Raw genomic sequence first — 23,805 nt, 5'->3', positions numbered from 1 at the left:
AGGCATTAGTATTCGTGTCAGGTAAAGACTCGTACTACAACCGGGCCAAACAGGAGGGGTACCGCTCCCGGTCGGCCTACAAGCTCAAACAGCTCGACCAGACGGCGAACCTGCTCCACGAGGGCGCGACCGTCGTGGACCTCGGGGCCGCCCCCGGCGGCTGGCTCCAGGTCGCCCAGCAGGAAGTCGGCGAGGCCGGCACCGTGGTCGGCGTCGACCGCCAGCGGATCGACGCGCTGGACGGCGTCGAGACGGTCCGTGGCGACATGACCGAGGATTCCACCAAGGACGAGGTTCGCGAACTGGTCGGGGAAGCGGACGTGGTCTGCTCGGACATGGCCCCGAACATGACCGGCGAGTACGACCTCGATCACGCCCGCTCGGTCCACCTCGTCCGGCAGGCGCTGGAGGTCGCGCTCGACCTGCTGGCCCCGGGCGGCGACTTCGTGGCCAAGGTCTTCGACGGCCAGGACCTCGACGACCTGAAAGCCGACATCGAACCGGAGTTCGAGTACGTCCGCGAGGTCCGACCCGACGCCTCCCGGGAGTCTTCCTCGGAACTGTTCCTGGTCGCGAAGGGCCGACTCACCGCGCCCGTCGCGGAGGGCGACACGGTGACCGTCGAGATCGTCGACACGGGCCACGAGGGGGACGGCATCGCCAAGGTCGAGGGTTACACGCTGTTCGTCTCCGGTGCAGAGACGGGCGAGGAAGTCGAGGTGCGGATCGACGAGATCAAGCCGAAATACGGGTTCGCACAGCCCGTCGAGTGATCAGCGGGGCTCGCTCCCGGCCGAGATGACTGGCGCGTCGCGCGACCGGACGAACCCGACGACGGCGTAGACGAACGGCGTGTCGACCAGCGCGATCAGGAGTTTCAGGAGATACTGCCCCACGATCAGGCTGACGATGGCGGGGAGCGGGAGGACGACGCCGACGCCGAGGACCGCGGGGACGACGAGAAAGCCGAGCGTCACGAAGATCACGGTGTCGAGCAACTGGCTGGAGGCCGTCGAGGCGATGTTGCGGAGCCAGAGTGCCTCGCCATCGGTGGCCTCCCGGAGCCGGTGGAAGACGATCACGTCCCAGTTCTGGCTGACGATGTAGGCCGCCAGACTGGCGATCACGATGTTCGTGCTCGCGCCCAGCACCTGCCGGAACTGGGTGGGGTCGATGCTGGTCGGGGCCGCCGGCGCGAGGATCGTACTCCAGACCAGCGCCAGCAGGACGAAGTTCATCACGAAGGCGACGTTGACCATCACCTGCGCGGCCCGTTTGCCGTACAGCTCGGCGTAACAGTCCGAGGCGAAGAAGGTCAGCGCGTAGGCCAGCGCCGCGCCGGGCAGGGAGAGCGTGGCCCCCGTCACCGGCAGGGAAACGGGGAGCGAGAACGCCAGAATCTTCGCGGCCGTCACCTGCGCGGTCACCAGCGCCGTGACGAACAGCGCGATCAGACCGACCTGCGGGACGGCGAGCGGCGCTGTTCGCTCACTCATCGTCGAGTCGACCCTGCCGCTGGTCGATCTCGTCCAGCAGGTCCAGCGTCTTCCGGATCGACGCCCGGATCGCCTCGCTCCGGTTGACGAACTTCCCGTCCTCGCCGACGTGATCGTCCAGATCCGTCAGCAACTCCTCGGGCACCTCGACGCTTATCTTGGGCATACTGTGATAATACCGCAAGCGCGGCTTAACGGTTTTCGTCGGTCACTCCGAGGGCAGGCCGTCGGCGATCTTCATCAGCGAGACGTTGCCGTCCTGATCGAGGGTGATGCGGTAGCCGGCGTAGGAGAAGGCGAGCTGGGCCTGTGCCTCCGGGGAGGGCGGGTTCTCGTACATCTTGGTCACGAGGTGGTCGATCCGGTCGTAGATCGGCGGGAGTTCGGTCACGTCGATCCCCTCGACCTCGGCGATCAACTGCAGGAGCCGGTAGTCGGCGTCGCCGGGTTCGGGTTCGATCCGCCGGTGAACGATCCGGTCGTCGCGGTCGTCTCCCTCGTCGCGATCCGCTCTGTCGTCACTGTCGGCCGGGTCGTCAGTTCCCATGCGAGGTGATTGTTCACGCCGATAAAAGTGGCAATTGTCGTGCTGGTTTCGGGATGGGGTCCCGAACTCCCGGATCTGCTTGCGGCTCACTCGACGCTTGCTTCCGGGGGTTGCGGGCGACCCCGACGGCCGCCGAGGGTGATCAGCCACAGCAGTCCCAGGCCGGCGAGATAGGCCAGCGCGGCGGGGATCGCCATCAACAGCATGGTGAACACGCCCCGCGGGGAGATGAACGCCGCCAGCGCGAAGATGGCGACGACGACCTCCCGCCAGTACTTGCGCTGGGTGTGGTAGGAGGCGATCCCGCCGACGTGGAACAGCGCCATCGAGACGGGTACCTCCATCAGCAGGCCGATCCCGACGGTCGTGTAGATGACCAGCCAGCCGAAGTTGTTGATCCGGTAGGCGATCACCATGTTGGCCTGGATGGCGTCGGCGGCCAGCCAGGAGATGACGGCGGGCGCGACGAAGAGGAAGCCGACGATGCTCCCGACGATCAGCCCGACGATCAGCGACCCACCCCAGACGAGCATCACGCGAGGGTCGCCCCGGACCCAGCCCCGCTCTTTCAGCGACGGCCAGGCGTAGTACAGCAAGAGCGGCAGTGTCGTCACGATGGCCAGCAGGGTCGAGAACTTGATCTGGAAGATGAGCGCCTCGACGGGGTGGAGCGTGACGATCTCGATGCTCCCGCCCACGTCGGCGGGCACCTTGCTGAAAAAGAGGTTCTTCACCGTCCGGATCCCGCCCTGGTAGAGCCAGATGAACGACCCGGCCAGCACGGCCATGAACAGGCCGACCAGCCGGAAGGCCTTCGAGGTCAACGACTCCAGAATGAAGGCGATGTCGTAGTAGTAGCCGCCGATGTCCTCCTCGGTGGTCTCGTCCTCGGTGAAGGCGTTCATCATCCCGGCGGCGGTCTGGGTGGCCGTGCCGGCGTCGTCCTCGTCTTCCTCGTCGGCCTCGGCCGCCTGCTCGCGGGCTTCGAGCTGTTCCTGCACCTCGTCGTATCGGTCGAGGATGGCCTGTGCCTTCTCGTGGTCGTCCTCGTCCATGGCGGCCCGGGCCTTGGCGACGGCGTCGTCCTCCGAGAGGTCGGCGAAGGCCTCGGGCGGGGCCGCTCGCACGCCGCCCGCGTCGAGCGTGTCGAGGCTGATATCGGAGGGCGCGCCGGCGCTGGCCGGAGCCGGGCCGGATCTGGCGCGGTCGGCCGCGCCCAGCGCCCGCGAGAGGAAGACGAGCAGGGCGACGCCGGCCACGAACAGCGCGACGACGAGGCCGAGTATCGCCGCCGCCACGTCGTCGGGGAGGCCGACGAGCTGGGAGGCCCGGGCCACGCGGAACGACGTGTCGAACGGCATCGACGCGATTGCTCGGTTGGCCGCACCGACGCCCCCGCGAGTGAAGAAGCCGTAGACGGCGACGCCGGCGACGAACGCCACGCCCGCCAGGACGTTCCAGTTGGCGCGGGCGACGCCGGGCACGTCGATCTCGCTCCCGCTCCGTTTGGCGATGACGACGATCTTCGTCAACTGGAGGGAGAAGGCATAGAGGATGATCAGCGGGATGGCCCACATGATCTGGGTGAACGGTTCGGGCGGCGAGAACAGCGCGCCGAAGATGAAGATGGCGACGACGGCGTGGCGCCACTTGTCGCGGAAGGTCTCGTAGGGGACGATCCCGGCGTAGGCCAGCGCGCTCATCGCCAGGGGCAACTGGGCCGCCAGGCCAAAGGAGATGGTGAGCAGGAAGACGAACTCGGCCCACTTGACGATGGAGTAGGTGGGCTGGAACCCGACGTTGTAGGCGTTGGCCGCCAGGAAGTCGAACATGACGGGGAAGAAGACGAAGTAGCCGTAGGAGACGCCGACGGCGAGCAACCCGACGGACATGAGGACGATCAGGGCGATCTTCCAGCGGGCGACGCGCTCGCCGGGCCACAGCCCGCGCTGTCGGAGGCCGTCCCGCGAGTACCAGAGGAAAAGCGGCAGGGCGAGCAGGATCCCGACGGCGAGGCCGATCTTCACCTGCAGGAGGATGACGTCGAAGGGCGTGCGGGCGACGATCTCGGTCGATTCGAAGGCTTCGGGATGCTTGGCTGCCAGTCGGGAGAACAGGTCCCGTTTCAGGATCGCCCAGCCGAACTCCCGGAGGGCGTAGATCGTCCCCATGAGGCCGAGGACGGCGACGATGAACACCTTCTGGAGGTGTGATTGGGCGGCCGACAACATCGCCCCGATGGTCTGCCGGCCGCTATTGACGGCTCGGCGGGTGTCGTCGTCGATCGCCCCGGACATTATCGTGCGGTGATTGCCGACAGCCCGTTATCAACCTTTTCGATGCGCGTGGCCGCGCCGGGGCCGGGAAAAGAAAGTTTACAACACCCCACCAGCTACAGGGCCCCACATGAGCGACGGCGAACCGGGGCTCTACTCGGAGATGGACATCGAGGGCCCAGACCGCCCGGAGCCGGACCCGACCCCGCCCGGTGGCGACCCGCCAGGCACGGGGACGGGCACCGGCACACCCGGTGCGCCCGACGACGAGGAGATGCCCCTGACGGAACACATCGAGGAGATGGTTCGCCGGCTGGGCGTCGTCGTCCTGGCCATGGCCGTCGTCGCCGGCATCGCCTTTCCCTTCGCCGACCGCCTGATCACGTTCCTCTGGTTTTCGTTCCTGCCGGGCGTGGCCTCGCAGTGTCCGCCGCCGGCGGGCGCGACCGCCTCGTCCTGTCCCCGGGTCTATCACCCGCTCTCGCTGATGATCGCACGGCTGAAGGTCTCGACGCTGGCCGGGTTCATCATCGCGCTCCCCATCTTCGTCTACGAGACGTACCTGTTCATGCGCCCCGGACTCTACCCCCGCGAACGGAAGTACTACCTCGCGGCGGTCCCGACGAGCCTGATCCTCGCGGGCGTCGGCGTCGCCTTCGCGTTCTTCCTCGTCTTGCCGGCCATCTTCACGTACTTCCTCTACTATTCTGAGAGCGCCGCCGTCATCGCCTTCGGCCTCTCCGAGACGTTCAACCTGATGGTGATGATGCTCGGCCTCTTTGCCTTCATCTTCCAGATTCCGCTGTTCGTGATGCTCGCGATCATGATGGGCATCACCACCCGCCGCTGGCTCGAAGCGCGCCGGCTCTACTTCTGGGGTGGCTTCCTCACCATCGCCTTCTTCTTCAGCCCCGATCCGACCGGGATGGCACCCATCCTCGTGGCGGCGACGATGGTCACGCTGTTCGAGGGGACGCTGGCCCTGCTCCGGTGGACCGGGACGGACTCGCGGACCGCCGCGGTCGATCAGGTGGCCGCCCTGCGCCCGCTCCTGTACACGGTCGTCGCCGCCGTCGCCTACGTCGTCAGCCCGGCCCCGATGCCGACGGGCTACTTCGGCCAGCTCCCGCCGGCCGTGATCGACGGGCTCGCCTATCTGGGACTGACCTCGGCCACACCGATCATCGTCGGCCTCGCCATCATCGGCGTCTTCGAGGGCATCAATCGCCTCGTCCGCCGGGTCACCTACGACTACCGCGTCCGGAGACTGCTGGCCCGCGCTCGGGTCCCGGTCTGGCTCGGCGCGGTCGTCGTCGGCTACCTCGCCAGCCCCGATCCGAGACTGCTCCAGCGGATCGACGTGACCTACCTCTCGACGACCGAGACGGCCCTCGCCGTCGGCGCACTGCTCGTTCTCTACGAGGGTGGACTGGTGCTGTGGCGCTGGCGGCGCGGTCGGTAGGAAACCTGTACACTCTTTTCGGCCCCCGTCGAATCCCCGGTCGATGACGACGGTCGTGGTCGTCCGACACGGCGAGACCGAGTGGAACCGCGAGGGGCGCATCCAGGGGTGGGCCGCCTCGCCGCTGAACGAGCGGGGGCGCCGCCAGGCCCGCGCCGTCGGCCGGCACCTCGCCGACAGCTACGACCTCGATGCCATCCTCGCCTCCGACCTCCGGCGCACCCGCGAGACGACCGCCCACCTCCGCTCCGCGGGCGAGTTTCCGGAACCCGAGTTCACGGAGGGCTGGCGCGAGCGGTCCTTCGGCGCGTTCCAGGGCCTGACCTACGAACAGGTGTTCAGCGAGTTCCCCGAACACCGGGCCTCCTTCGGCATGGTCGGCCTCGAAAACACGCCCGAGCGCGGCGAGAGCCTGCTGGCGGCCCGCGAGCGCGTCCTCGGAGCGTGGACGGACCTGCTGGAGGGGGCCGCCCCGGACGAGGAAGTGCTGGTCGTGACCCACGGCGGGCCGATCTACGTCCTGCTGGCCCACCTCCGGGGGCTGGACCTGCCGACGGCGCTGACGAACTTCTCGCAGAGCAACTGCGCCGTCAACGAACTCGAACACGATCAGGAGACCGGCGAGACCGAGATTCTGCGGGAGAACGCCGTCACGTACCGCGAGGCCTGAGGCGGCACGGCGAAATCGTTATTCCGACGGCCGCACTCGCTGGGCGTGAATGGGCACACAGCTCTGGCCGATCGAACTCCGCCTGTTCGCCGCGTTGCTGGCACTTCTGGGAGTCGTGAGTGTGATCTGGCCGATCCGGGTCAACCGGCCGTTCGCACGGGGCGGACTCGAACGCCTGCTGTACGCCGATCCGGGCGCGATCAGGGTGGCGCTCCTGCGCCTCTTTTTCGTGTACTGGACGGCCGTCTGGGGCTGGTTCGCCCTGTTCGGAGACGTGCCCCCGTACTTCCCGTAGTGACCGCCCGCCGGCTCACTCCCCGGTCGGGTAGTCGGCGTCGAACACGTCCTCGACCAGCGGTTCGTCGTCCTCCTCGTCGGGGCTGACGCTCCCAGTTCGATAGCCGTGGAGGTCCAGCGTCACGTGGTCGAACCCGAGGTCGCCGATGTGGTCGCGAGCGGCCCGCACGAAGTCCGGGTCCAGCGCCACGTCGAGTTCGTCCTCGGCGACCTCGATGCGGGCGAGGCCGTCGTGGTCGCGCACGCGGAACTGCTCGAATCCCCACGTGCGGAGGAGGCGTTCGGCCTTCTCGATGCGGGAGAGGCGATCCTCGGTGACCTCCAGGCCCGTGGGAATGCGCGAGGAGAGGCAGGCCATCGAGGGCTTGTCGGCGACCGAGAGGTCGTACTGGCGGGCGATCTCCCGGACCTCCGGCTTGGTGATGCCGTGTTCCAGCAGGGGCGAGTAGGCGTCGAGTTCCTCGACGGCCCGCAGGCCCGGACGATGCCCCTCGCCGGTGTCGGAGGCGTTGGTGCCGTCACAGACGACGCCGATGTCGAGTTCGCGGGCGTGATCGTACATCGCCGAGAGGCGCATCGACCGGCAGTGATAACAGCGGTCCTCGCCGTTGGCGACGAACTCCTGACTGTCGAGTTCGGAGAACTCGACGATCTCGTGGCGGATGCCGATCTCGTCGGTCACCCGGCGGGCGTCGTCCAGTTCCTCGGCGGGGAGGGTCTCGCTTTTGGCTGTGCAGGCGACGGCGTCTTCGCCCAGGGCGTCGTGGGCGAGCGCGGCGACGACGCTGGAATCGACGCCGCCGGAGAAGGCGATCAACACGCCGTCCATCTCGGCCAGGTCGTCGCGGACGGCCGCGATCTTGTCCGAGACCGCGTCCGCGTCGACACTGGTGTCCTCGGCTGCCATGGCCCCGCCTTCGCCGTCGTGGCGCAAAAGCCCGTTGTCTCGCGGCCGACACCGGCGACGCTACTTAAACTGCCGGCAAGTAACGGCAGCGCTTATATCAGCCGAGCGGATCGTGAAAGGAACGATGGGGGACGGTGTCTACGCGATCGCCGGCGGCAAGGGAGGCGTCGGCAAGACGACGACGGCGATCAACCTCGGCGTCGTACTGGGACAGGCCGGCTACGAGGTGGTCGTCGTCGACGCGGATCTGGCGATGCCGGACGTGGGTCGGCAGTTACACCTCGGCCGCGAGGGAGGGCTCCACAGCGTACTGGCCGAGGAGACGGCGGTCCGGGAGGTCGTCGTCGACGGGCCGGGCGGCCTCGCGGTGATTCCTGGCGACCGGGACCTCGCGTCGTTCGCCGAGGCGGACCCGGCACGGCTCCGGAAAGTCTTCAATCTGCTCGGCATCGCCTACGACGTGGTGCTGGTCGATACGGCCCCGGGGCTGCAGAACGAGGCGGTCATCACGTATCAGGAGGTCGACGGCGTCGTGCTGGTGACGACGCCCGAACCGAACGCCGTCGAGGACATGGAGAAGACGGGGCAACTCGCCGCCGACGTGGGTGCGGACCTGCTCGGTGCCGTCGTGACCCACGGCGAGGGACGACGGGCGAGAGAGGCCGCCAGCGAACTGGACGGCGACCTGCTGGGGGTCGTCCCGCACCACTCGACCGGGGGCCCGATCACGGCCGCCGCACCCGGCGACGCGGCCGCCGACGCGTACCGACGGATCGCGGCGGCCCTCCCCGCGGTCGACGCCGAGGCCGTCGTCCCCGACGGCGTGCCGGACGTGGCGCGGACCGAACCCGGTGCCGACGGGACTGTCAGCGCCGATTCCGACACTGACGACACCGACGCGGAGCCGACGGCGGCCGGCGCGAGCGAGAGCGACGGTCCCGACGCCGATACCGACGGCCCCGCCGGGACCGCGGACGACAGCGACGGGACCGAACCGGTCGTGGACGGGGACCGAGCCGGGTCGGCCGACGCCGAACCGGACGAGCGGGTGGAAGACGCGGACGGAGCCGACGCCGTCGCCTCTGGGACCGACGACGACACCGAGGGGGCAGATCCGGACACGGCGGAGACTCGACTGACCGCGGAGATTCCGAAGGCGACGGCGGTGGCCGGCGACGGCCCGGACGAGACGGACGGGAGTCCGACCGACGAGGGCGACGACGTGCTGGAACTCGTCGACGACGCGGTCGAGAAGGCCCAGGACGTGGACGTGGACCACGTCGACGAGGAGATCGAGTCGGCCGCGGAGACGGCCGACGCGGACGACCGGGGCACGGCTGCGGACCTGGACGACGAACCCGACGGTTTCGATCTCGGCTCGAACGGGTCCGGGTCCTGAGCGCGTCGCTGTCGTGCTGACCCGGGAACGCTTTTGCCTTCGGGTTCGGTAGGACGGGTCGATGGATCTGGAAGCGATTCCCGGGGTCGGCGCGAAGACGGCCGAGCGGCTGGCCGAACTCGACGATCCCGAGCGTGCGCTCCGGGAGGGGGACGTGGCCGCCATCGCCCGCGCACCCGGCATCAGCGAGGGGCGAGCGGCCCGGATCGCTCGCGGCGCGATCAGGCGCGACCACGACGATCCCGGCGGCTTCCTCGGGACCGACCGTGCCAGCGAACTCTACCGCGAAGCGCTCGCCTTGCTCCAGGAGCGGACGGTGACCGACTACGCCGCCCGGCGACTGGAGACGATCTACCCCAGCGCCACCGAGTCCCGGATCGAGGAGGTCCGGGCGTTCGCGACGGCGGCGATGGACCGCGACCCCGACCCCGCGGTCCGGGACGCACTCGCGGGCGTGGAACCGCTCGACGCACCCGGAGACGTGCGGATCCGCGACCGCTGTCTGGCGACCGGCGACGCCGAGACCTACGCCCGGGCCCAGGAGGCGATCCCGGAGGTCAGCGTCGAACTCGTCGACGACGCCCGGAAGCTGTCGGAACTCGCGCGGGGCTACGCCACCGTGATCGCGCTCGACGAGGACTTCACGGGCGTCGAGGTCGACGGCGACGTGCGCGTCGAGCCCACAGCGCTAGAAAACCCGGCCGAGGTCGTCCCCGAGCGCGTGCTGACCTTCTTCGCGCGCAACCGCGACAGCCTGCGAGCGGCCGCCACGGTCGCCCAAGAGGCCGACATCGAGGTCGACTGCGATCTGGACGCGCTGGAGGACGCCCTCGATCAACTCGACGACGACGGACAGGTCCGGGGCGACGAGGAACTCGACCGGCTGACGACGGCCGTCGACGACCTCGACGCCGCGGTCTCGACCGCCGAGTCCGTCGCCAACGACCGGCTCCGCGAGGCCATCGAGGAGCGGGACGTGACCATCGAGGGCGCGGACCTGCTCACGCTGGTCGAACGCGGCGCGGGCGTGGACTCGCTTCTGGGCCGGGAACTGGCCGACGAGTACGCCGACGCCGTGGCGGCCGCCCGGGACCACCTCGTGGACGCGCTCCAGTTGCGCGACACCGAGAGCATCGCCCGCCAGACGTTCCCGGACGAACCCACGTTTCCGGTCGAGCGCGACGAGTCCGTCGTCTCCCGGCTCCGCGAGGAGTTGACCGCGGCCCGCGACCGGCGGGCGACCCGGCGCAAGCGGGAGCTGGCGGGCGAACTGGCCGACGCGCGCCCGGCCGCCGAGGAACTGGTCGACGCCGCGCTGGATCTGGACGTGGAGCTGGCGGTCGCGCGGTTCGCCCGCGATTTCGACTGCACGATGCCGACGCTCTCGACCGATCCCGGCTTCGAGATCGAGGGCGGCCGGTCGCCGTTGCTGGACGTGCCCTTCGAGGCCGTCGAGCCGGTGGACTACGGCGTCGACGGCGTGACGCTGTTGTCCGGCGTCAACAGCGGTGGGAAGACCTCGACGCTGGATCTCGTGGCGCTGATCGTCCTCCTCGCGCACATGGGGTTGCCGGTGCCGGCGGAGGAGGCCCGCGTCGAGCGACTCGCCGAGTTGCATTACCACGCCAAGACACAGGGGACGCTGGACGCGGGGGCCTTCGAGTCCACGCTCCGGGAGTTCGGCGGCCTCGTGACCGGTGTGGGCGACGAGGACGGCGAGACGCCGGCCTCGGCCCGGAAACTCGTGCTGGTGGACGAACTGGAGTCGATCACCGAACCGGGCGCGAGCGCGAAGATCATGGCGGGCATCCTCGAAGCGCTGGACGAGCGGGGCGCGACGGCGGTGTTCGTCTCGCACCTGGCCCGGGAGATCCGAGCGGCCGCGGACTTCGACGTGCAGGTCGACGGGATTCAGGCCGTCGGACTCGAAGACGGGGAGCTTCGGGTGAACCGGTCGCCGGTCAAGGGCGAACTGGCGCGCTCGACGCCGGAGTTGATCGTGGAGAAACTGGCCGAGGACGGAGACGAGCGGTCGAGGGCGTTCTACGAGCGGTTGTTGGCGAAGTTTGGGTAGGGAGGACGAGCGAAGCGAGTCCTCCGAACGAGCGAACGGCGACCGCAGGGAGCCGTGAGCAGGGAACACGAGCGGAGCGAGACCACAGGACAACGAACGGATCAGACGAGATAGATACACGCGCCGAGTTCGAAGTCCAGGACGACGGTGAAGATCGCGCCGACGACGACGGGGAAGACGGCGCCGGCGGTGACCTGGAGCGCGCCGATCATGGCGCGTCGGCCCTGGCGCTGGCGGTCGGCGCGGGCGGAGCCGAGTTTGTCGAACGCGACCGTCGCGGTGATCGCACCCTTCACGATGTGGAAGACTGCGAGGGCGGCGATGGCGAAGGTGACGAGGTCGCCGACGCCGAGCTGGCACGCGACCGTCCCTACCTGATCGGCCGCGCTCGCGCTGGCCGGCCCGACGAACAGCGGGACGGCGACGACCGGTGCAGTCGCTCGTGCGGTCGTGCTCGCCCGGTCGCGAACGAGCGCACACAGTGCGATGCCGACGGCCGAAACGACGAGTTCCCAGTGCATTGCTCCCCCACGTCCCCCCGGACGTACTGTCGGGTATCGCCATCGTTTCGCCGTCGTCGTGTTAACTCTTTAGAAAATCGGCCGCGGCGCAGCTGTCCCCGGTTCGTGATCCTGTAGTATCGCGTTTCGAGCGTCGACGACGCAGGTGAACGACCTCGCCGACGGGACCGGGCGGCCCGTGCTCGAACCGGCCGAGCAGTAGCCGTCCGTCGGAACCCGGCGGCGTGGCGTCGGTCCGGAGCGTGCGGGCAAGTTGGCGTCCGAACCGGGCAAAAGCGTCATGTGCGGGATCGACGTAAGTCGCAAGAATGACGGGTGAGGTAGATTACCGGTCGCTCTTCGAGCACGCCGCCGACGCGCTCGTCGTCTTCGATCCCGATACCGGTGAAATTCTCGACGCCAACGATCGGTACTGCGAGTTGCTGGGCTACAGCAGGGACCGAGTGGACGAGGTGACGCTATCGGACGTGACGGCGCCGGACTGGGAGTGGCCGGCGGGCCCCGACGAACTCGTCGCACGGGCACGCGAGCAGGGGCCGACGACGTTCGAGTGGTACAGCCAGCACAGGGACGGCACACCCTTCTGGACGGAGGTCGCCCTCTCGATCATCGAGTCGGGCGACGGGGAAGCCGTCTGTGCCAGGGTCAGAGACATCTCGGACCGCAAGGATTCGGAGCGAGAAGCCACGCTCTACGAGACCATCGTCGAAAACGTGAACGACGGGGTGTACGTCTTCGACACCGACGGAACCATCGAGTACGTCAATCCGCGGATCGCCGCGGTGACCGGCATCGACCGGGAGCGCTGGATCGGGAACACGGTGCGCGTCTTCGCCGAGGAAGGGATCGCTGGCGAGGAACCGGTCGCGGAGTTCGAGCGGGCCTTCGAGGCGTTCGTCGAGGGCGGCGACGAGCGAACGCAGATCGACATCGAGTCGCCGACGGGCATCCTCGACGTGATCGACATCCGGCTGTCCGCGGTCCGGTACGGCGGGGAGTTACGGAAGGTCGTCGCGACGGTTCGGGACATCTCCGAGCGGGTCGAACACCAGCGACGGCTGGCCGAGCGGACCGAGCAGCTGGAGGTCCTCAACCGCGTCGTGCGTCACGACATCCGCAACGACATGACCGTCGTCCTCGCGTGGCTGGAGGCGCTCGAAGCCAACGTCGACGAGGCGGGCAGGGACGCTTTCGAACGGATCGAGCGGGCCAGCGAACACGTCGTGGAACTCACCGAGATCGCCCGGGACCACGTCGACGTCGTGGTCGGGGACAGGGAGATCGAACCCGAGCCGACCGATCTCGCCGACACGCTGGAGACGGAACTCGCGAAGCAGCGGGAGTCGTATCCGAACGCGACCGTCGAGGTCGAGGGCGAGTTACCCGATGCCCGGGTCGCGGCCGACGGGATGCTCCCGTCGGTGTTCCGGAACCTGCTGAACAACGCGGTCCAGCACAACGACGGGCCGTCACCGACGGTGTCGGTCGGGGCCGAGCGCGACGGCGACGTGGTCCGCGTTCGCGTGACCGACGACGGGCCGGGCGTCCCCGACGCACAGAAAGAGACGATCTTCGGGAAGGGCGAGAAGGGACTGGACAGTCCGGGGTCGGGGATCGGCCTGTACCTCGTGTACAGCCTCGTCGAGGGCTACGGCGGCGACGTGTGGGTCGAGGATCGGGCCGACGGCGAGTCCGGGGCCGTGTTCGTCGTCGAGTTACCGGTCGCCGAGGCCTGAGCGCTGGCGAACAATTAAGTCCTGTGGGGAGCGTGGTGAAAGTGATGACCGACGACCCCGAGGAGGGGATGCTCTCGTGGGACGAGTCGGTGTTCCGGAACGAACACGTCTTCGAGATCGACTACCTGCCCGAGACGTTCCACCACCGGAGCTCCCAGATGGAGAGCCTGAAGTACGCGCTCCGCCCGGCGGTCCGGGGTTCGCGGCCGCTGAACGTCATCGCCCGCGGCCCGCCCGGCACGGGCAAGACGACGGCCGTCCAGAAGCTGTTCACCGAGTTGCGCGCCGAGACCGCCGACGTGCGGGCGGTCCGGGTCAACTGCCAGGTCAACGGGACCCGCTATTCGGTCTTCTCCAGGCTGTTCGAGGGGATCTTCGACTACGAGCCACCCTCCTCGGGCATCTCCTTCAAGCGGCTGTTCGAGCAGGTGACCGACCGACTGGTCGACGACGAGGAGGTCCTCGTGGTGGCCCTGGACGACGTGAACTACCTCTTTTACGAGAACGAGGCCTCCGATACGCTGTACTCGCTGTTGCGCGCCCACGAGGAACACGCCGGCGCGAAGATCGGCGTCATCTGTATCTCCTCGGACCTCGATCTCGACGTGATCGAGGAACTCGACGGCCGGGTCCAGTCGGTGTTTCGCCCCGAGGAGGTGTACTTCCCGAAGTACGGCGAGGCCGAGATCGTCGACATCCTGCAAGAGCGCGTCGACCGGGGCTTTCACGACGGCGTGATCTCGCCGACGGTGCTGGATCGGGTGGCCGAACTCACCGCCGAGTCCAACGGCGACCTGCGGGTCGGCATCGACCTGCTCCGGCGGGCCGGACTCAACGCCGAGATGCGCGCCTCCAAGGAGGTCAGCGTCGACGACGTCGAGGAAGCCTACGACAAGTCGAAGTTCGTCCACCTCTCGCGGGCGCTCCGTGGGCTCTCGGACAGCGAAGCGGCCCTCGTCGCGGTAATCGCCGAACACTCCGGCGAGCAGGCCGGCGAGGTCTACGAGACCTTCCACGAGCGCACCGACCTGGGCTACACCCGCTACTCCGAGATCATCAACAAACTCGACCGACTCGGGATCATCGACGCCACCTACACCGACGTGGACGGCCGCGGTCGCTCGCGGGAGTTGACGCTGAACTACGACGCCGACGCCGTGCTGGATCGACTGGAGACGTGACCGCCCGAGCCGAGAACGGGTGCGGAAACGGCCGGGCCGGACCGCTCGCTCACGTCGCCGCAGAACGACCGAACAGCCGCCCCGCTACCGACCGGCCCCGCCTGCCGGATCGCCCGGCACGCGCCCCGCCGTGATCGGAGAGAGCCGGATTCTTCCGGGCGTATTTCAATATATCCGGGGAAATCTTCGGCCATTGATACCCGGTTTAATAAAAATTTAACCGGTATATTGGTGGAACTATCGAGTACGATGGTCGTCCCGAAGCCAGACAGCGGCATACTGAACAGGCTCTACGCGAACCTCGTCGGCGGGAACGGCGTCGTCTCGCTGGACGTTCCCGAGAAGGTGTTGAAGCGGCTGTACACGTACGGGAGTCTGACCAACACCGACGACGGCGTTCGCTTCGAGGTGAAAAACAGGTTGCAGGACGCGGAGTTCGGGGGCCTCGAACGGCTGGAGATCAACGGCGACGAGGTCATGCCCAGCGACGTGACCCTCGAAACCTCGGAGGGCGAGACCTACGCCCTCACCGAGGTCGACGAGGACGATCCGCTGGGGTTCCCGGTCGGGCGGACGGTGTACGTCACCGTCGCCGGGCTCGAACTCCCGACCGGCGACCACGACATCGAGATCGACTTCGTGGCCCACCCCTTCGGCTCGCTGTCGCTGTCGGTCACAGACACCATCCGCGACGAGGAGACGGTGCCCAGCGTCCCCCGCGACGAGGCCGACAACTACAGCGCCGAGGCCATCGAGGAACGCCACGAATACCTCGCCGAGCGGACCGACACGGAACTGGACCACATCAGCAGTTACTCCGTCGATCCGCAGGACCTGGAGGGCAACATCGAGAACTTCGTCGGCGTCGCCCAGATGCCCATCGGGCTCGCGGGGCCACTGAAAGTGAACGGCGAACACGCCGACGGCGAGTACCCCATCCCGCTGGCCACGACCGAGGGGACGCTGGTCGCCTCCTACAGCCGTGGGATGAAGGCGCTCAACCTCAGCGGCGGCGTCAAGGCCACCGTGGTCGACGACCGGATGAACCGCGCCCCCGTGTTCGTCTTCGAGGACGCCCGCACCGCCCGGGACTTCCGGGACTGGGTGTTCGACCACCGCGACACCGTCAAGGAGAAAGCGGAGGAGACCTCCAGCGTCGCCGAACTGGTCGAAATCGAGGACTACCTCACGAACAACCTCGCGTTCCTCCGGTTCGACTTCAAGACCGGGGACGCCGCCGGGCAGAACATGGTCGGGAAGGCCACCTTCGCGGCCTGTAACTGGATCCTCAGCGAGTTCCCCGGCTACGTCGAGAACTTCTACCTGGAGGGGAACTTCGCCACCGACAAGAAACACTCCCAGGTCAACGACATGATGACCCGCGGCAAGCGGGTGACCGCCGAGGCCACCATCCCGGAGGAGGTGTTCACGCACCACCTCGGGGCCGATCCGGAGAGTCTGGTCCACCACGGCGAGGTCGCCAACCTCGGGTCGATGCTGGCGGGGGCGAACACCAACGGCGCACACCCCGCGAACGGGCTGGCGGCGCTGTTCATCGCCACCGGGCAGGACGAGGCCAACGTCGCCGAATCCTCCGCGGCCCTGGTCAACGCGACGCTACTGGACGACAACTCCGTCCACGTCTCGGTCACCATTCCCTCACTCATCGTCGCGACCTACGGCGGTGGCACGGGTCTGCCGACCCAGAACGAGGCCCTGGAGATGCTGGACTGTGACGGCGCGGGCAACGTCAACAAGTTCGCCGAGATCGCCGCCGGCGTCGTCCTCGCGGGCGAACTCTCGCTGGCCTCGGCCATCTCGGCCTCGGACTGGGTGACCAGCCACGAGGAACTCGGCCGCAACCGCTGAGCCGTCCGGCGGGCCGATACGGCCCGAAGGAATATACCCGTCGTACCCGCCAGAGGGCCTAATGCGACGCTCACGACGACGGGTCCTCCGGACCGGCGCGCTGGCCCTGGCCGCGGGACTGGCCGGCTGTGGCGCACGCGACGACGGGAGCGGGAGTCCGACCGAGACCGAGGGGACCGCGGCCGACGGCCCCGCCACCGGGTGTCCCGTGGCTCCGGCACCGGCGGGCTGTGTCGTGACGGACAGCGCCGGGGACGTAGACCCGATTCCGACGGCCGTCGACGGGACCGCCGACGCGGAGACGACCCTCTCGGTCCGCTGGAACGCCCGGACGCAGCCGTCGATGTCGTCCTCGGATTCGGAGTTTCTCTCCTACAGCCCCGCTCGCGGTATGGTCTACGTCGTCTTCCGGCTGGAACTGTCGCCCGCCGTCGACCGCCCGGTCGAGGTCGATTCCTACGACCTGTTCGGCCTGCGGGCACAACTCTGTGACGCGGCGTGGTACCTGGAACCGCCGCTCCGGACGCTGGACGCCACGTTCGAGCCCGGATTCACCCTCTCACCCGGTGAGACCCGCTCGGGAATCCACAGTTTCGAGGTGCCCACCGAACTGGACGCGGCGACGCTGGTCCGGTACACCGACGCGGACGAGCGCCCCGACAGCGCCTTCGAGGCGACCTGTGACCGGGACCTCGACGTGGGAATCGACCCCTAGAAGTCCTCGACGTGCGGTCGCAGGTCGAGTTCCAGCGTCCACGCGCTCCGGTCCTGCTCGACCAGGTGCCAGTAGCTGTCGGCGATGGCGTCGGGATCGAGATAGTCCGCGTCGTCCTCGGCGTCGGGGGGCCGGATCATCCCGTCGAGGACGACGTGAGCCACGTGGACGCCCTCGGGGCCGAGTTCGCGGGCCATCGACTCGGCCATGCCGCGACAGGCGAACTTCGCGGCGGAGAACCCGACCGCCCCTTCTCGGCCCCGGACCGAGGTGGTCGCGCCGGTGAAGATCACCGTGCCGCCGCCCGAATCGAGCATGTCCGGGACGGCTTCCTGCGCGCAGTGGAGCGCGGCCTTCGGGCCGACGGCGAGCGCGCGGTCGAACGATTCGGCCGAGATGTCGGTGAGGCCGTCCCACGACGCGGCGCTGGCGTGGTTGACGAGGATATCGACAGGGCCGAACGCCTCGCGGACGGCCGCGAAGCCGTCCGCGATCTCGTCCGGGTCGGTGAGGTCCGTCGGGACCGTCAGCCCCGCGCCGGGGGTCTCGTCCAGGTCCGCGGCGAGATCGTCGAGGTACGATTCCGAGCGGGCGAACAGGCCGACGCGACAGCCTTCGTCGGCGAACCGTCGGGCGATCGACTCGCCGAGTCCGGGGCCGACGCCGGCGATCACGGCAGTTCGTGACATGGCCTGGGGTACGGCCGGGACCGGCAAAAGGCTGTGTCGACGGCCCGGCCCGATTGCAGTCGTGACAGCCGACCGATAGAGCGCGCGTGACGGTGGCCAGTCGGGCCCGACACGTCGCGGTGACAACATATCGGCAATCCGTTCCGGTAGCGAGCGGACTGGCCGTCCGTGGCGGTGTCCGAACGGTTCAGCGGTATGAGAGAGTCTTACAGGCACCACCCAAAGTTAAGACAACACCCTCCTATGCACCTGATGTATGCCGGAATGTCAGAACTGCGGCGCTTTTGTCACTGCCGCGTATGCACGTGTCTTCACACCGAACGGCATCCAAGCACCACGGGTCTGTCCACAGTGTGAGGACAAGATTCGCGACGGCGCTGACGTCCGGAAAGCGCGGTCGACGCGGCGCGGATAACCCACCCCCGGCGGGACGGTACGGCCCGCCGTCCGGAACCACACCCCTTCAACTTCTCGCGGTTTCCAGCAGGTCACGAGCGTCGGCGAAGATCGACTCGGCCCGCCCAGCCTCGCGTGCCTCGGCCGTGATCCGGACCAGCGGCTGGGTCCCGCTGGCCCGCAGGAGGAACCAGCCGTCGCCCAGGTCGACGCGCACCCCGTCCATCGTCTCGACGGCGTCGTAGCGGTCGGCCACCAGTTCCCGCACCCGGTCCATGACCGCGGCCTTGTCCTCGACCGCGACGCTGTCGCGGTGGATGGGGTACGTGTCGATCTCGGCGGCCCGCTCGGCCAGCGGGCGCTCTGCGGCGAGTTCGACCAGCCGACACGCCGCCAGCGGCCCGTCGGGGCACAGCGTCGCGTCGGGCCAGATCCACGCGCCGCTGGGTTCGCCACCGAAGGCCACGCCGTCCTCGGCGACGCGCTCGGCCACGTACACGTCGCCGACCTTCGTCCGCTCGACGGGCACGTCGATCTCGGCGAGGTGGTCCGCGACCGCGAGGCTGGTGTCGACGGGCGCGGCGACGCGCTGGCCCGCCTCGGCGGCCGCCCGGGCGAACAGGGCGAGCGTCACGTCCCCCGAGAGGTATGTGCCGTCCCCCGCGACGGCGCGCATCCGGTCGGCGTCCCCGTCGTGGGCGATCCCGAGGTCGGCGTCGGTCTCGGCCACAAGCGTCGCCAGCGACCCGCAGTTCTCGGCCGTCGGTTCGCTGGGCCGACCCGGGAACGACCCGTCCGGCTGGGCGTTCAGCGTCTCGACGGTACACCCCAGTTCCTGCAGGGCGTCGACGGTGACGCCGCCGGCCCCGTTGCCCACGTCGACGATGACGGAGGGAGGGTCGTCGATCTCGACGGCCTCGACCAGTGCCCGGACGTGACGCTCGCGGGCCTGGGCGTCCCGGCGGTCCCCGAGGCCGTCCCAGTCCCGGAGGTCGGCGGCGTCCTCGCGAACGCGCCGGCTGATGGTCTCGCGGCGCTCCGCGTCGAAGGCCTGGCCGCTCGCCTGCCAGAGTTTGATCCCGTTGTCCTCGGGCGGGTTGTGCGAGGCGGTGATCGAGACGCCGGCGTCGGCGTCCTCCCACGCCACGGCGCGGGCGACGGTGGGCGTGGCCGCCAGCCCCAGATCGAGTACGTCGGTCCCCGATTCGCGCAGGCCGGCCGTCAGCGCGTCGGTGAGCAACGCGCCGCTCTCGCGGGGGTCCCGGCCGACGACGACCCGCTCGGCGTCGACGCCGAGGGCGCGCCCGACCGAGAGCGCCAGGTCCGCGGTCACCGTCTCCCCGACCGGTCCCCTGATACCGCTGGTTCCGAACATACGCGGGCCGAGGAGTGTGACCCCCAAAAGTATCCGCCTCCTGGTCGGGCGATCCCACGGCTTTTTGTCCGCGGACGCGGTTTGCCCGGGCATGAAACGCGGTGGGAGCGACGAGGCGAAGCGACGCGCCGGCGAGGCCGCCGCCGAGGCCGTCGACGACGGGCAGGTCGTGGGACTGGGGACCGGCAGCACCGCGGCCCACGCCATCCGGGCGCTCGGCCGGGCGGCCGATTCCGGCCTCGACATCGAGGGCATTCCGACCTCCTACCAGTCGCGGGAACTCGCACGCGAGGCCGGGATTCCACTGACGACGCTCGACGACGCGACGCCGGACATCGCCATCGACGGGGCCGACCAGGTGGCCGACGGCGACCTGATCAAGGGGGGCGGCGCGGCCCACGCCCGGGAGAAACTGGTCGACGCCGCGGCCGACCGTTTCCTCGTGGTCGCCGACGAATCCAAGCTCGCCGACCGACTGTCGGTCCCGGTTCCAGTCGAAGTCGTCCCCGACGCCCGCGAACCGGTCGCCGCCAGCGTCCGCGAGCTGGGCGGCGACCCGGAGCTGCGAGCGGCCGAACGGAAGGACGGGCCGGTCGTCACCGACAACGGGAACCTCGTGCTGGACTGTGCGTTCGGGGAGATCGACGATCCCGCGGGGCTGGCGGCCGACCTCTCGGCACTGCCCGGCGTCCTCGAACACGGCCTGTTCGTGGACCTGGCCGACACGATCTACGTCGGGACCGAAGAGGGCGCGACGGTCCGGGAATCGTAGCCGAGACCTGCGGCTGGCGGCCGTGGTACCCGGTGAAAAAACGAATGAAATCCCCAGCCTACAGGTCGCGGGGCTGGACGGTCTTGCGGTCGTTCTCCTCTGCACGACGCGCGGCGTCCTCGAGCAGTTCGTCGACTTCCTCGTCGAGTGCGTCGTAGAAGTCAGATGCGACGTTCATATCATCGAGCGCTTCCTTCACGGCGGCTTTGACGATCAGGTCTGCCATACACGCGGTCTTTCCAGAGGGTGGTTTAAATACTTTCCCGTTTGTGCAGTTTCTCGCCGGTATTCACGGGGGTCTGAGCCGGTTTCACGGTCCTCCACTTATAAAGGCACTGGCCGGTATTTAACGGAAACCCTGCACCGACCCCTTTCGAACCGGCGAATTGGTCGTGTACACCCGTTAGCCGGTCGCTCGCGCGCGCTTTGGTCTAAAAGAATATATGTCATATTTCCGTCCCGTGTGCGGTCGAGTCGATGGGTAGGAGTGAGTCGAGTGTGGAGGAGGTGTATGCGCGAGTTGCTCGAAGCGGTCGCGGCGGGGGACGTGAGTCCCGCCGAGGCAGAGGCGGAACTCGCCGGGTACGCCACCGGCGAAGCCGGACGATTCGACGCCGCCCGGGAGACGCGGGCGGGCGTTCCGGAGGCGATTCTGGCCGACGGGAAGACGCCGGCCGAGGTGGCCGACCTGGCGGCCACGGCCGTCGAGACGACCGGCCGAGCCATCGTGACCCGACTGGACGCGGAGGCGCTGGCCACGGTCAGAGAGCGCCTGGACGCCTTCGAGGCCGAGGACACGTACCACGAGCGCGCCCGCGTGCTGGTGGCCCACACCGACGAGTTCGAGCGCCCGCAACTGGACGCGACCGTCGGCGTCGTCACCGCCGGTACGTCCGACGCCGAACCCGCGGGCGAGGCGGCTGTCCTCGCCCGGGAGATGGGCGCACAGGTCGAGCGCGTCGACGACGTTGGCGTTGCCAGCATCGTCCGCCTGCTCGACCAGTTGCCCGCGCTCCGGGACCTCGACGTGTTGATCGTCGCCGCCGGCCGCGAGGGGGCGCTCCCGACGGTCGTCGCCGGCCTCGTCGACACGCCGGTCATCGGCCTCCCGGTGTCGACGGGGTACGGCCACGCCGGCGAGGGCGAAGCCGCCCTCGACGGCATGCTCCAGTCCTGTACCGCCATGACCGTCGTCAACGTCGACGCCGGCTTCACCGCGGGCGCACAGGCCGCGCTCATCGCCCGCGCCGTCGACGCCGCTCGCGCGGAGTGAGAAGCCGAAACCGGCAGACGGCGCGGCCACGCGAGGATACCTTACTGGTCCGGTATGGAGGATATGTACACGCGCCGCCTAGGGGGAGTGTCGGCAGTCGGTCGCTGCCGGCAGTGACGAATGCCAGACTGTAATCACTGCGGCGCGCACGTGTCCGACCAGTTCGCTCGGGTCTTCGCGGACGAGTACGGCGAGGTCCACGCCTGCCCGAGTTGCTCGGCGAACGCTGGCATCGCCGAGGTCGCACGCGAGCGCGCTCACAAAGCGTGACGGCCACTGTGGCCACCCGAATCGTGGTCTAGACACCACGCGAAGCCCATTTCGACGGCACTGCTCCGGCAGCGGGCCGGGCGACACTGCCCTTTCGTGTCGTAACACTCACCGCCGAGTGCGTACTCCGTCCGGACGTGCCGGATCACTACGTCTACGTGTTGCGCTGTGCCGACGATACCCTCTACACGGGGTACACGACCGACGTACAGCGCCGGGTCGCCGAACACGACGCCGGCGAGGGAGCCAAGTACACCCGCGGACGCACCCCGGTCGAACTCGTCCACGTCGAGTCCTTCGACTCGAAGTCGGCCGCCATGTCCCGCGAGTACGAGATCAAACAGTGCTCCCGGGGCGAGAAGGAGCGACTGATCGAAGGGTGAGCGCCGGCGGGCGTGGAACCCCCACAGGATTGTCAGCAACCGTGACTTTTTGCAAGGCCACGAGCGAGAGGGCGTATGGATCAGATTTCGTTCGGCACCGACGGGTGGCGGGCTACCCTCGACACGTTCACCGACCGGCGCGTCCGGATAGTGGGGCAGGGCGTCGCCTCGGTACTGCGGGATGACGACGAGAGGACGAGTGACACCGTGGCGGTTGGCTACGACGCCCGCGAACACTCGCGGGGGTTCGCGGAGGAGCTCGCACGCGTCCTCTGTGCCAACGGGTTCGACGTGCTCCTTCCCGAGCGGGACTGCCCGACCCCGGTCACGGCGTGGACCGTCCGGGACCGGGACCTGGCCGGCGCGCTCGTGGTGACCGCCTCGCACAACCCGCCGGAGTACAACGGCGTGAAGTTCGTCCCCGCGGACGGGTCGCCGGCCCCCGCGGACGTGACCGACCGCATCGAAGCCAACCTGGCCGAACCCGAGGCGCTCCCCGAGGACGAACAGGGGGCTGTCGAGGAAGTCGACTTCGTCGGCCCGTACGTCGACCACGCGCTGAGCTTCGTCGACGCCGACCTCGACGGACTGACCGTCGCCTACGACGCGATGCACGGGAGCGGCCGCGACGTGACCGACCGTCTGCTCGACGCCGCCGGTGCGGAGGTCGAACGCCTGCGCTGTGGGACCGACCCCGAGTTCGGCGGCGAGTCGCCCGAGCCGAGCGCCGAGAAACTCGGCGACCTGATCGACGCCGTTCAGTCCGGCCCGGCCGACCTGGGGATCGCCAACGACGGCGACGCCGACCGGATCGGCGTCGTCACGCCCGATCGGGGCTTTCTGGACCCCTCCCTCTTTTTCGCCGCGGTGTACGACTCTCTGCTGGACTCCGAGTCGGGGTCGGCGGTCCGGACGGTCTCGACCAGCGCCATCGTCGACCGCGTCGCCGAGGCCCACGGCGAAAGCGTCGCCGAGACGCCGGTCGGGTTCAAACACGTCGCCGAAGCCATGGAAGAGACGAACGCCCTGATGGGCGGCGAGGAGAGCGGCGGGTTCGGGGTCCGGGGCCACCTCCGGAACAAGGACGGCGTCACGCTGGCCCTGCTGACGGCGGCCGCGGCCGTCGAGCGACCACTGGACGAGCGCGTCTCCGCACTGGAGGACGAACACGGCGAAGTCCACCAGGATCGGGTCAGCGTCGACTGTCCCGACGAGCGCAAAGCCGCGGTTATCGCGGATCTGGACGGGGCCCTGCCCGACGAGATCGCCGGGGCCGCCGTCGAGCGCGTCAACGACGTGGACGGGTTCAAGATCTTCCTGGCGGACGGGGCCTGGCTGCTGGTCCGGCCCAGCGGCACCGAACCCAAACTCCGGGTGTACGCGGAGGCGACCAGCGACGCGCGGGTCGCGGAACTCCTGTCGGCCGGCCGTGACCTCGTCGAACCCCTCGTCTGAGTCTGGTATCGAAGCCGTAAATTCCGGCAGTAAGAGGGCCCT

Annotated in this window: 25 protein-coding genes; 16 read left to right on the top strand and 9 right to left on the bottom strand. The window is 68.8% G+C overall.

Annotation, left to right across the window (positions count from 1 at the left end; all coding sequences use genetic code 11):
- Positions 1 to 14: 14 nt before the first annotated feature.
- Positions 15 to 773, top strand: a complete 759-nt coding sequence (locus ACOZ4N_RS15820; protein WP_424017328.1) for an SAM-dependent methyltransferase — start codon at positions 15 to 17, stop codon at positions 771 to 773.
- Here ACOZ4N_RS15820 and ACOZ4N_RS15815 read toward each other — a convergent pair whose 3' ends face one another.
- The 4 genes from ACOZ4N_RS15815 to ACOZ4N_RS15800 form a co-directional block, all read right to left on the bottom strand.
- Positions 774 to 1,496, bottom strand: a complete 723-nt coding sequence (locus ACOZ4N_RS15815) for a queuosine precursor transporter (protein WP_424017327.1) — start codon at positions 1,494 to 1,496, stop codon at positions 774 to 776.
- Positions 1,489 to 1,662: a ribbon-helix-helix domain-containing protein gene (locus ACOZ4N_RS15810; RefSeq protein WP_424017326.1), complete on the bottom strand. Its 174-nt coding sequence runs from the start codon at positions 1,660 to 1,662 to the stop codon at positions 1,489 to 1,491. Before ACOZ4N_RS15810 ends, ACOZ4N_RS15815 begins: the two co-directional genes overlap by 8 nt.
- Before the next feature lie 42 nt (positions 1,663 to 1,704).
- Positions 1,705 to 2,043 carry a HalOD1 output domain-containing protein gene (locus tag ACOZ4N_RS15805; RefSeq protein ID WP_424017325.1) on the bottom strand — a complete coding sequence of 113 codons (339 nt, stop codon included), beginning with the start codon at positions 2,041 to 2,043 and terminating at the stop codon, positions 1,705 to 1,707.
- Positions 2,044 to 2,129: 86 nt separating this feature from the next.
- Entirely contained in the window at positions 2,130 to 4,340 is a 2,211-nt protein-coding gene (locus tag ACOZ4N_RS15800) for a twin-arginine translocase subunit TatC (RefSeq protein ID WP_424017324.1), read from the bottom strand.
- Positions 4,341 to 4,449: 109 nt separating this feature from the next.
- On the opposite strand from ACOZ4N_RS15800, the gene tatC reads away from it, so the two are divergent.
- The 3 genes from tatC to ACOZ4N_RS15785 are packed head-to-tail and all read left to right on the top strand — an operon-like array spanning position 4,450 to position 6,746.
- Positions 4,450 to 5,781, top strand: a complete 1,332-nt coding sequence (gene tatC / locus ACOZ4N_RS15795; RefSeq protein WP_424017323.1) for a twin-arginine translocase subunit TatC — start codon at positions 4,450 to 4,452, stop codon at positions 5,779 to 5,781.
- A 43-nt stretch (positions 5,782 to 5,824) separates the two neighbouring features.
- The gene (locus ACOZ4N_RS15790) at positions 5,825 to 6,451 is read left to right on the top strand and encodes a histidine phosphatase family protein (RefSeq protein WP_424017322.1); all 627 of its coding nucleotides are present in this window, start codon (positions 5,825 to 5,827) and stop codon (positions 6,449 to 6,451) included.
- Between the two features lie 49 nt (positions 6,452 to 6,500).
- A complete protein-coding gene (locus ACOZ4N_RS15785) occupies positions 6,501 to 6,746 on the top strand; it encodes a hypothetical protein (protein WP_424017321.1) in 246 nt (81 codons plus the stop codon).
- A 15-nt stretch (positions 6,747 to 6,761) separates the two neighbouring features.
- Here the strand turns inward: ACOZ4N_RS15785 and larE are convergent, their stop codons facing one another.
- On the bottom strand, positions 6,762 to 7,655 hold the full coding sequence (gene larE / locus ACOZ4N_RS15780; protein ID WP_424017320.1) for an ATP-dependent sacrificial sulfur transferase LarE: 894 nt from the start codon (positions 7,653 to 7,655) through the stop codon (positions 6,762 to 6,764).
- A gap of 124 nt (positions 7,656 to 7,779) precedes the next feature.
- Here larE and ACOZ4N_RS15775 point away from each other — a divergent pair, with 124 nt between their 5' ends.
- On the top strand, positions 7,780 to 9,054 hold the full coding sequence (locus ACOZ4N_RS15775) for a P-loop NTPase (RefSeq protein ID WP_424017319.1): 1,275 nt from the start codon (positions 7,780 to 7,782) through the stop codon (positions 9,052 to 9,054).
- Between the two features lie 61 nt (positions 9,055 to 9,115).
- Positions 9,116 to 11,128 carry a helix-hairpin-helix domain-containing protein gene (locus tag ACOZ4N_RS15770; RefSeq protein WP_424017318.1) on the top strand — a complete coding sequence of 671 codons (2,013 nt, stop codon included), beginning with the start codon at positions 9,116 to 9,118 and terminating at the stop codon, positions 11,126 to 11,128.
- Between the two features lie 101 nt (positions 11,129 to 11,229).
- On the opposite strand, the gene ACOZ4N_RS15765 is transcribed toward ACOZ4N_RS15770, so the two are convergent.
- The gene (locus ACOZ4N_RS15765; protein WP_424017317.1) at positions 11,230 to 11,649 is read right to left on the bottom strand and encodes a hypothetical protein; all 420 of its coding nucleotides are present in this window, start codon (positions 11,647 to 11,649) and stop codon (positions 11,230 to 11,232) included.
- Between the two features lie 308 nt (positions 11,650 to 11,957).
- Between ACOZ4N_RS15765 and ACOZ4N_RS15760 the strand changes: the two genes are divergently transcribed.
- The 4 genes from ACOZ4N_RS15760 to ACOZ4N_RS15745 all read left to right on the top strand — a co-directional run bounded on the left by ACOZ4N_RS15760 (position 11,958) and on the right by ACOZ4N_RS15745 (position 17,150).
- Entirely contained in the window at positions 11,958 to 13,385 is a 1,428-nt protein-coding gene (locus tag ACOZ4N_RS15760; RefSeq protein WP_424017316.1) for a PAS domain S-box protein, read from the top strand.
- A 44-nt stretch (positions 13,386 to 13,429) separates the two neighbouring features.
- Positions 13,430 to 14,566: an ORC1-type DNA replication protein gene (locus tag ACOZ4N_RS15755; RefSeq protein ID WP_424017315.1), complete on the top strand. Its 1,137-nt coding sequence runs from the start codon at positions 13,430 to 13,432 to the stop codon at positions 14,564 to 14,566.
- A gap of 249 nt (positions 14,567 to 14,815) precedes the next feature.
- Positions 14,816 to 16,435, top strand: a complete 1,620-nt coding sequence (locus tag ACOZ4N_RS15750; RefSeq protein ID WP_424017314.1) for a hydroxymethylglutaryl-CoA reductase — start codon at positions 14,816 to 14,818, stop codon at positions 16,433 to 16,435.
- A 61-nt stretch (positions 16,436 to 16,496) separates the two neighbouring features.
- Entirely contained in the window at positions 16,497 to 17,150 is a 654-nt protein-coding gene (locus ACOZ4N_RS15745) for a hypothetical protein (RefSeq protein WP_424017313.1), read from the top strand.
- Here ACOZ4N_RS15745 and ACOZ4N_RS15740 read toward each other — a convergent pair.
- Entirely contained in the window at positions 17,147 to 17,839 is a 693-nt protein-coding gene (locus ACOZ4N_RS15740) for an SDR family NAD(P)-dependent oxidoreductase (protein WP_424017312.1), read from the bottom strand. The genes ACOZ4N_RS15745 and ACOZ4N_RS15740 overlap by 4 nt on opposite strands.
- A gap of 256 nt (positions 17,840 to 18,095) precedes the next feature.
- Between ACOZ4N_RS15740 and ACOZ4N_RS15735 the strand changes: the two genes are divergently transcribed.
- Positions 18,096 to 18,254 (top strand): DUF7563 family protein, encoded by a 159-nt coding sequence (locus ACOZ4N_RS15735; protein ID WP_422653630.1) that lies wholly within the window; start codon positions 18,096 to 18,098, stop codon positions 18,252 to 18,254.
- Between the two features lie 48 nt (positions 18,255 to 18,302).
- Here the strand turns inward: ACOZ4N_RS15735 and glmM are convergent, their stop codons facing one another.
- Positions 18,303 to 19,610 (bottom strand): phosphoglucosamine mutase, encoded by a 1,308-nt coding sequence (glmM, locus tag ACOZ4N_RS15730; RefSeq protein WP_424017311.1) that lies wholly within the window; start codon positions 19,608 to 19,610, stop codon positions 18,303 to 18,305.
- Between the two features lie 91 nt (positions 19,611 to 19,701).
- On the opposite strand from glmM, the gene rpiA reads away from it, so the two are divergent.
- Entirely contained in the window at positions 19,702 to 20,382 is a 681-nt protein-coding gene (gene rpiA, locus ACOZ4N_RS15725) for a ribose-5-phosphate isomerase RpiA (RefSeq protein ID WP_424017310.1), read from the top strand.
- A gap of 58 nt (positions 20,383 to 20,440) precedes the next feature.
- Here rpiA and ACOZ4N_RS15720 read toward each other — a convergent pair whose 3' ends face one another.
- Positions 20,441 to 20,608, bottom strand: a complete 168-nt coding sequence (locus ACOZ4N_RS15720; RefSeq protein ID WP_129070577.1) for a DUF1931 domain-containing protein — start codon at positions 20,606 to 20,608, stop codon at positions 20,441 to 20,443.
- A gap of 285 nt (positions 20,609 to 20,893) precedes the next feature.
- Between ACOZ4N_RS15720 and larB the strand changes: the two genes are divergently transcribed.
- From larB to ACOZ4N_RS15700, 4 genes are all read left to right on the top strand, one after another.
- Positions 20,894 to 21,655, top strand: a complete 762-nt coding sequence (gene larB / locus ACOZ4N_RS15715; RefSeq protein ID WP_424017309.1) for a nickel pincer cofactor biosynthesis protein LarB — start codon at positions 20,894 to 20,896, stop codon at positions 21,653 to 21,655.
- A 120-nt stretch (positions 21,656 to 21,775) separates the two neighbouring features.
- A complete protein-coding gene (locus ACOZ4N_RS15710; RefSeq protein ID WP_170845344.1) occupies positions 21,776 to 21,925 on the top strand; it encodes a DUF7563 family protein in 150 nt (49 codons plus the stop codon).
- A 137-nt stretch (positions 21,926 to 22,062) separates the two neighbouring features.
- Complete coding sequence (locus ACOZ4N_RS15705; protein WP_424017308.1) at positions 22,063 to 22,308, top strand: GIY-YIG nuclease family protein; 246 nt, start codon at positions 22,063 to 22,065, stop codon at positions 22,306 to 22,308.
- 75 nt (positions 22,309 to 22,383) lie between these two features.
- Positions 22,384 to 23,763, top strand: coding sequence for a phosphoglucomutase/phosphomannomutase family protein (locus ACOZ4N_RS15700; RefSeq protein WP_424017307.1), 1,380 nt, complete (start codon positions 22,384 to 22,386; stop codon positions 23,761 to 23,763).
- Positions 23,764 to 23,805 lie beyond the last annotated feature (42 nt).

The organism is Halorientalis pallida (genome assembly GCF_049605515.1).
Classification (GTDB): domain Archaea; phylum Halobacteriota; class Halobacteria; order Halobacteriales; family Haloarculaceae; genus Halorientalis; species Halorientalis pallida_A.
This window is presented reverse-complemented; position numbering and strand designations above follow the sequence as displayed.

Excerpts from the sequence above, each read along its gene's own strand:
- ACOZ4N_RS15815 (WP_424017327.1), bottom strand. The coding sequence starts at position 1,496 with ATGAGTGAGCGAACAGCGCCGCTCGCCGTCCCGCAGGTCGGTCTGATC.
- ACOZ4N_RS15810 (WP_424017326.1), bottom strand. The coding sequence starts at position 1,662 with ATGCCCAAGATAAGCGTCGAGGTGCCCGAGGAGTTGCTGACGGATCTG.
- ACOZ4N_RS15805 (WP_424017325.1), bottom strand. The coding sequence starts at position 2,043 with ATGGGAACTGACGACCCGGCCGACAGTGACGACAGAGCGGATCGCGAC.
- ACOZ4N_RS15800 (WP_424017324.1), bottom strand. The coding sequence starts at position 4,340 with ATGTCCGGGGCGATCGACGACGACACCCGCCGAGCCGTCAATAGCGGC.
- tatC (WP_424017323.1), top strand. The coding sequence starts at position 4,450 with ATGAGCGACGGCGAACCGGGGCTCTACTCGGAGATGGACATCGAGGGC.
- ACOZ4N_RS15790 (WP_424017322.1), top strand. The coding sequence starts at position 5,825 with ATGACGACGGTCGTGGTCGTCCGACACGGCGAGACCGAGTGGAACCGC.
- ACOZ4N_RS15785 (WP_424017321.1), top strand. The coding sequence starts at position 6,501 with ATGGGCACACAGCTCTGGCCGATCGAACTCCGCCTGTTCGCCGCGTTG.
- larE (WP_424017320.1), bottom strand. The coding sequence starts at position 7,655 with ATGGCAGCCGAGGACACCAGTGTCGACGCGGACGCGGTCTCGGACAAG.
- ACOZ4N_RS15775 (WP_424017319.1), top strand. The coding sequence starts at position 7,780 with ATGGGGGACGGTGTCTACGCGATCGCCGGCGGCAAGGGAGGCGTCGGC.
- ACOZ4N_RS15770 (WP_424017318.1), top strand. The coding sequence starts at position 9,116 with ATGGATCTGGAAGCGATTCCCGGGGTCGGCGCGAAGACGGCCGAGCGG.
- ACOZ4N_RS15765 (WP_424017317.1), bottom strand. The coding sequence starts at position 11,649 with ATGCACTGGGAACTCGTCGTTTCGGCCGTCGGCATCGCACTGTGTGCG.
- ACOZ4N_RS15760 (WP_424017316.1), top strand. The coding sequence starts at position 11,958 with ATGACGGGTGAGGTAGATTACCGGTCGCTCTTCGAGCACGCCGCCGAC.
- ACOZ4N_RS15755 (WP_424017315.1), top strand. The coding sequence starts at position 13,430 with ATGACCGACGACCCCGAGGAGGGGATGCTCTCGTGGGACGAGTCGGTG.
- ACOZ4N_RS15750 (WP_424017314.1), top strand. The coding sequence starts at position 14,816 with ATGGTCGTCCCGAAGCCAGACAGCGGCATACTGAACAGGCTCTACGCG.
- ACOZ4N_RS15745 (WP_424017313.1), top strand. The coding sequence starts at position 16,497 with ATGCGACGCTCACGACGACGGGTCCTCCGGACCGGCGCGCTGGCCCTG.
- ACOZ4N_RS15740 (WP_424017312.1), bottom strand. The coding sequence starts at position 17,839 with ATGTCACGAACTGCCGTGATCGCCGGCGTCGGCCCCGGACTCGGCGAG.
- ACOZ4N_RS15735 (WP_422653630.1), top strand. The coding sequence starts at position 18,096 with ATGCCGGAATGTCAGAACTGCGGCGCTTTTGTCACTGCCGCGTATGCA.
- glmM (WP_424017311.1), bottom strand. The coding sequence starts at position 19,610 with ATGTTCGGAACCAGCGGTATCAGGGGACCGGTCGGGGAGACGGTGACC.
- rpiA (WP_424017310.1), top strand. The coding sequence starts at position 19,702 with ATGAAACGCGGTGGGAGCGACGAGGCGAAGCGACGCGCCGGCGAGGCC.
- ACOZ4N_RS15720 (WP_129070577.1), bottom strand. The coding sequence starts at position 20,608 with ATGGCAGACCTGATCGTCAAAGCCGCCGTGAAGGAAGCGCTCGATGAT.
- larB (WP_424017309.1), top strand. The coding sequence starts at position 20,894 with ATGCGCGAGTTGCTCGAAGCGGTCGCGGCGGGGGACGTGAGTCCCGCC.
- ACOZ4N_RS15710 (WP_170845344.1), top strand. The coding sequence starts at position 21,776 with ATGCCAGACTGTAATCACTGCGGCGCGCACGTGTCCGACCAGTTCGCT.
- ACOZ4N_RS15700 (WP_424017307.1), top strand. The coding sequence starts at position 22,384 with ATGGATCAGATTTCGTTCGGCACCGACGGGTGGCGGGCTACCCTCGAC.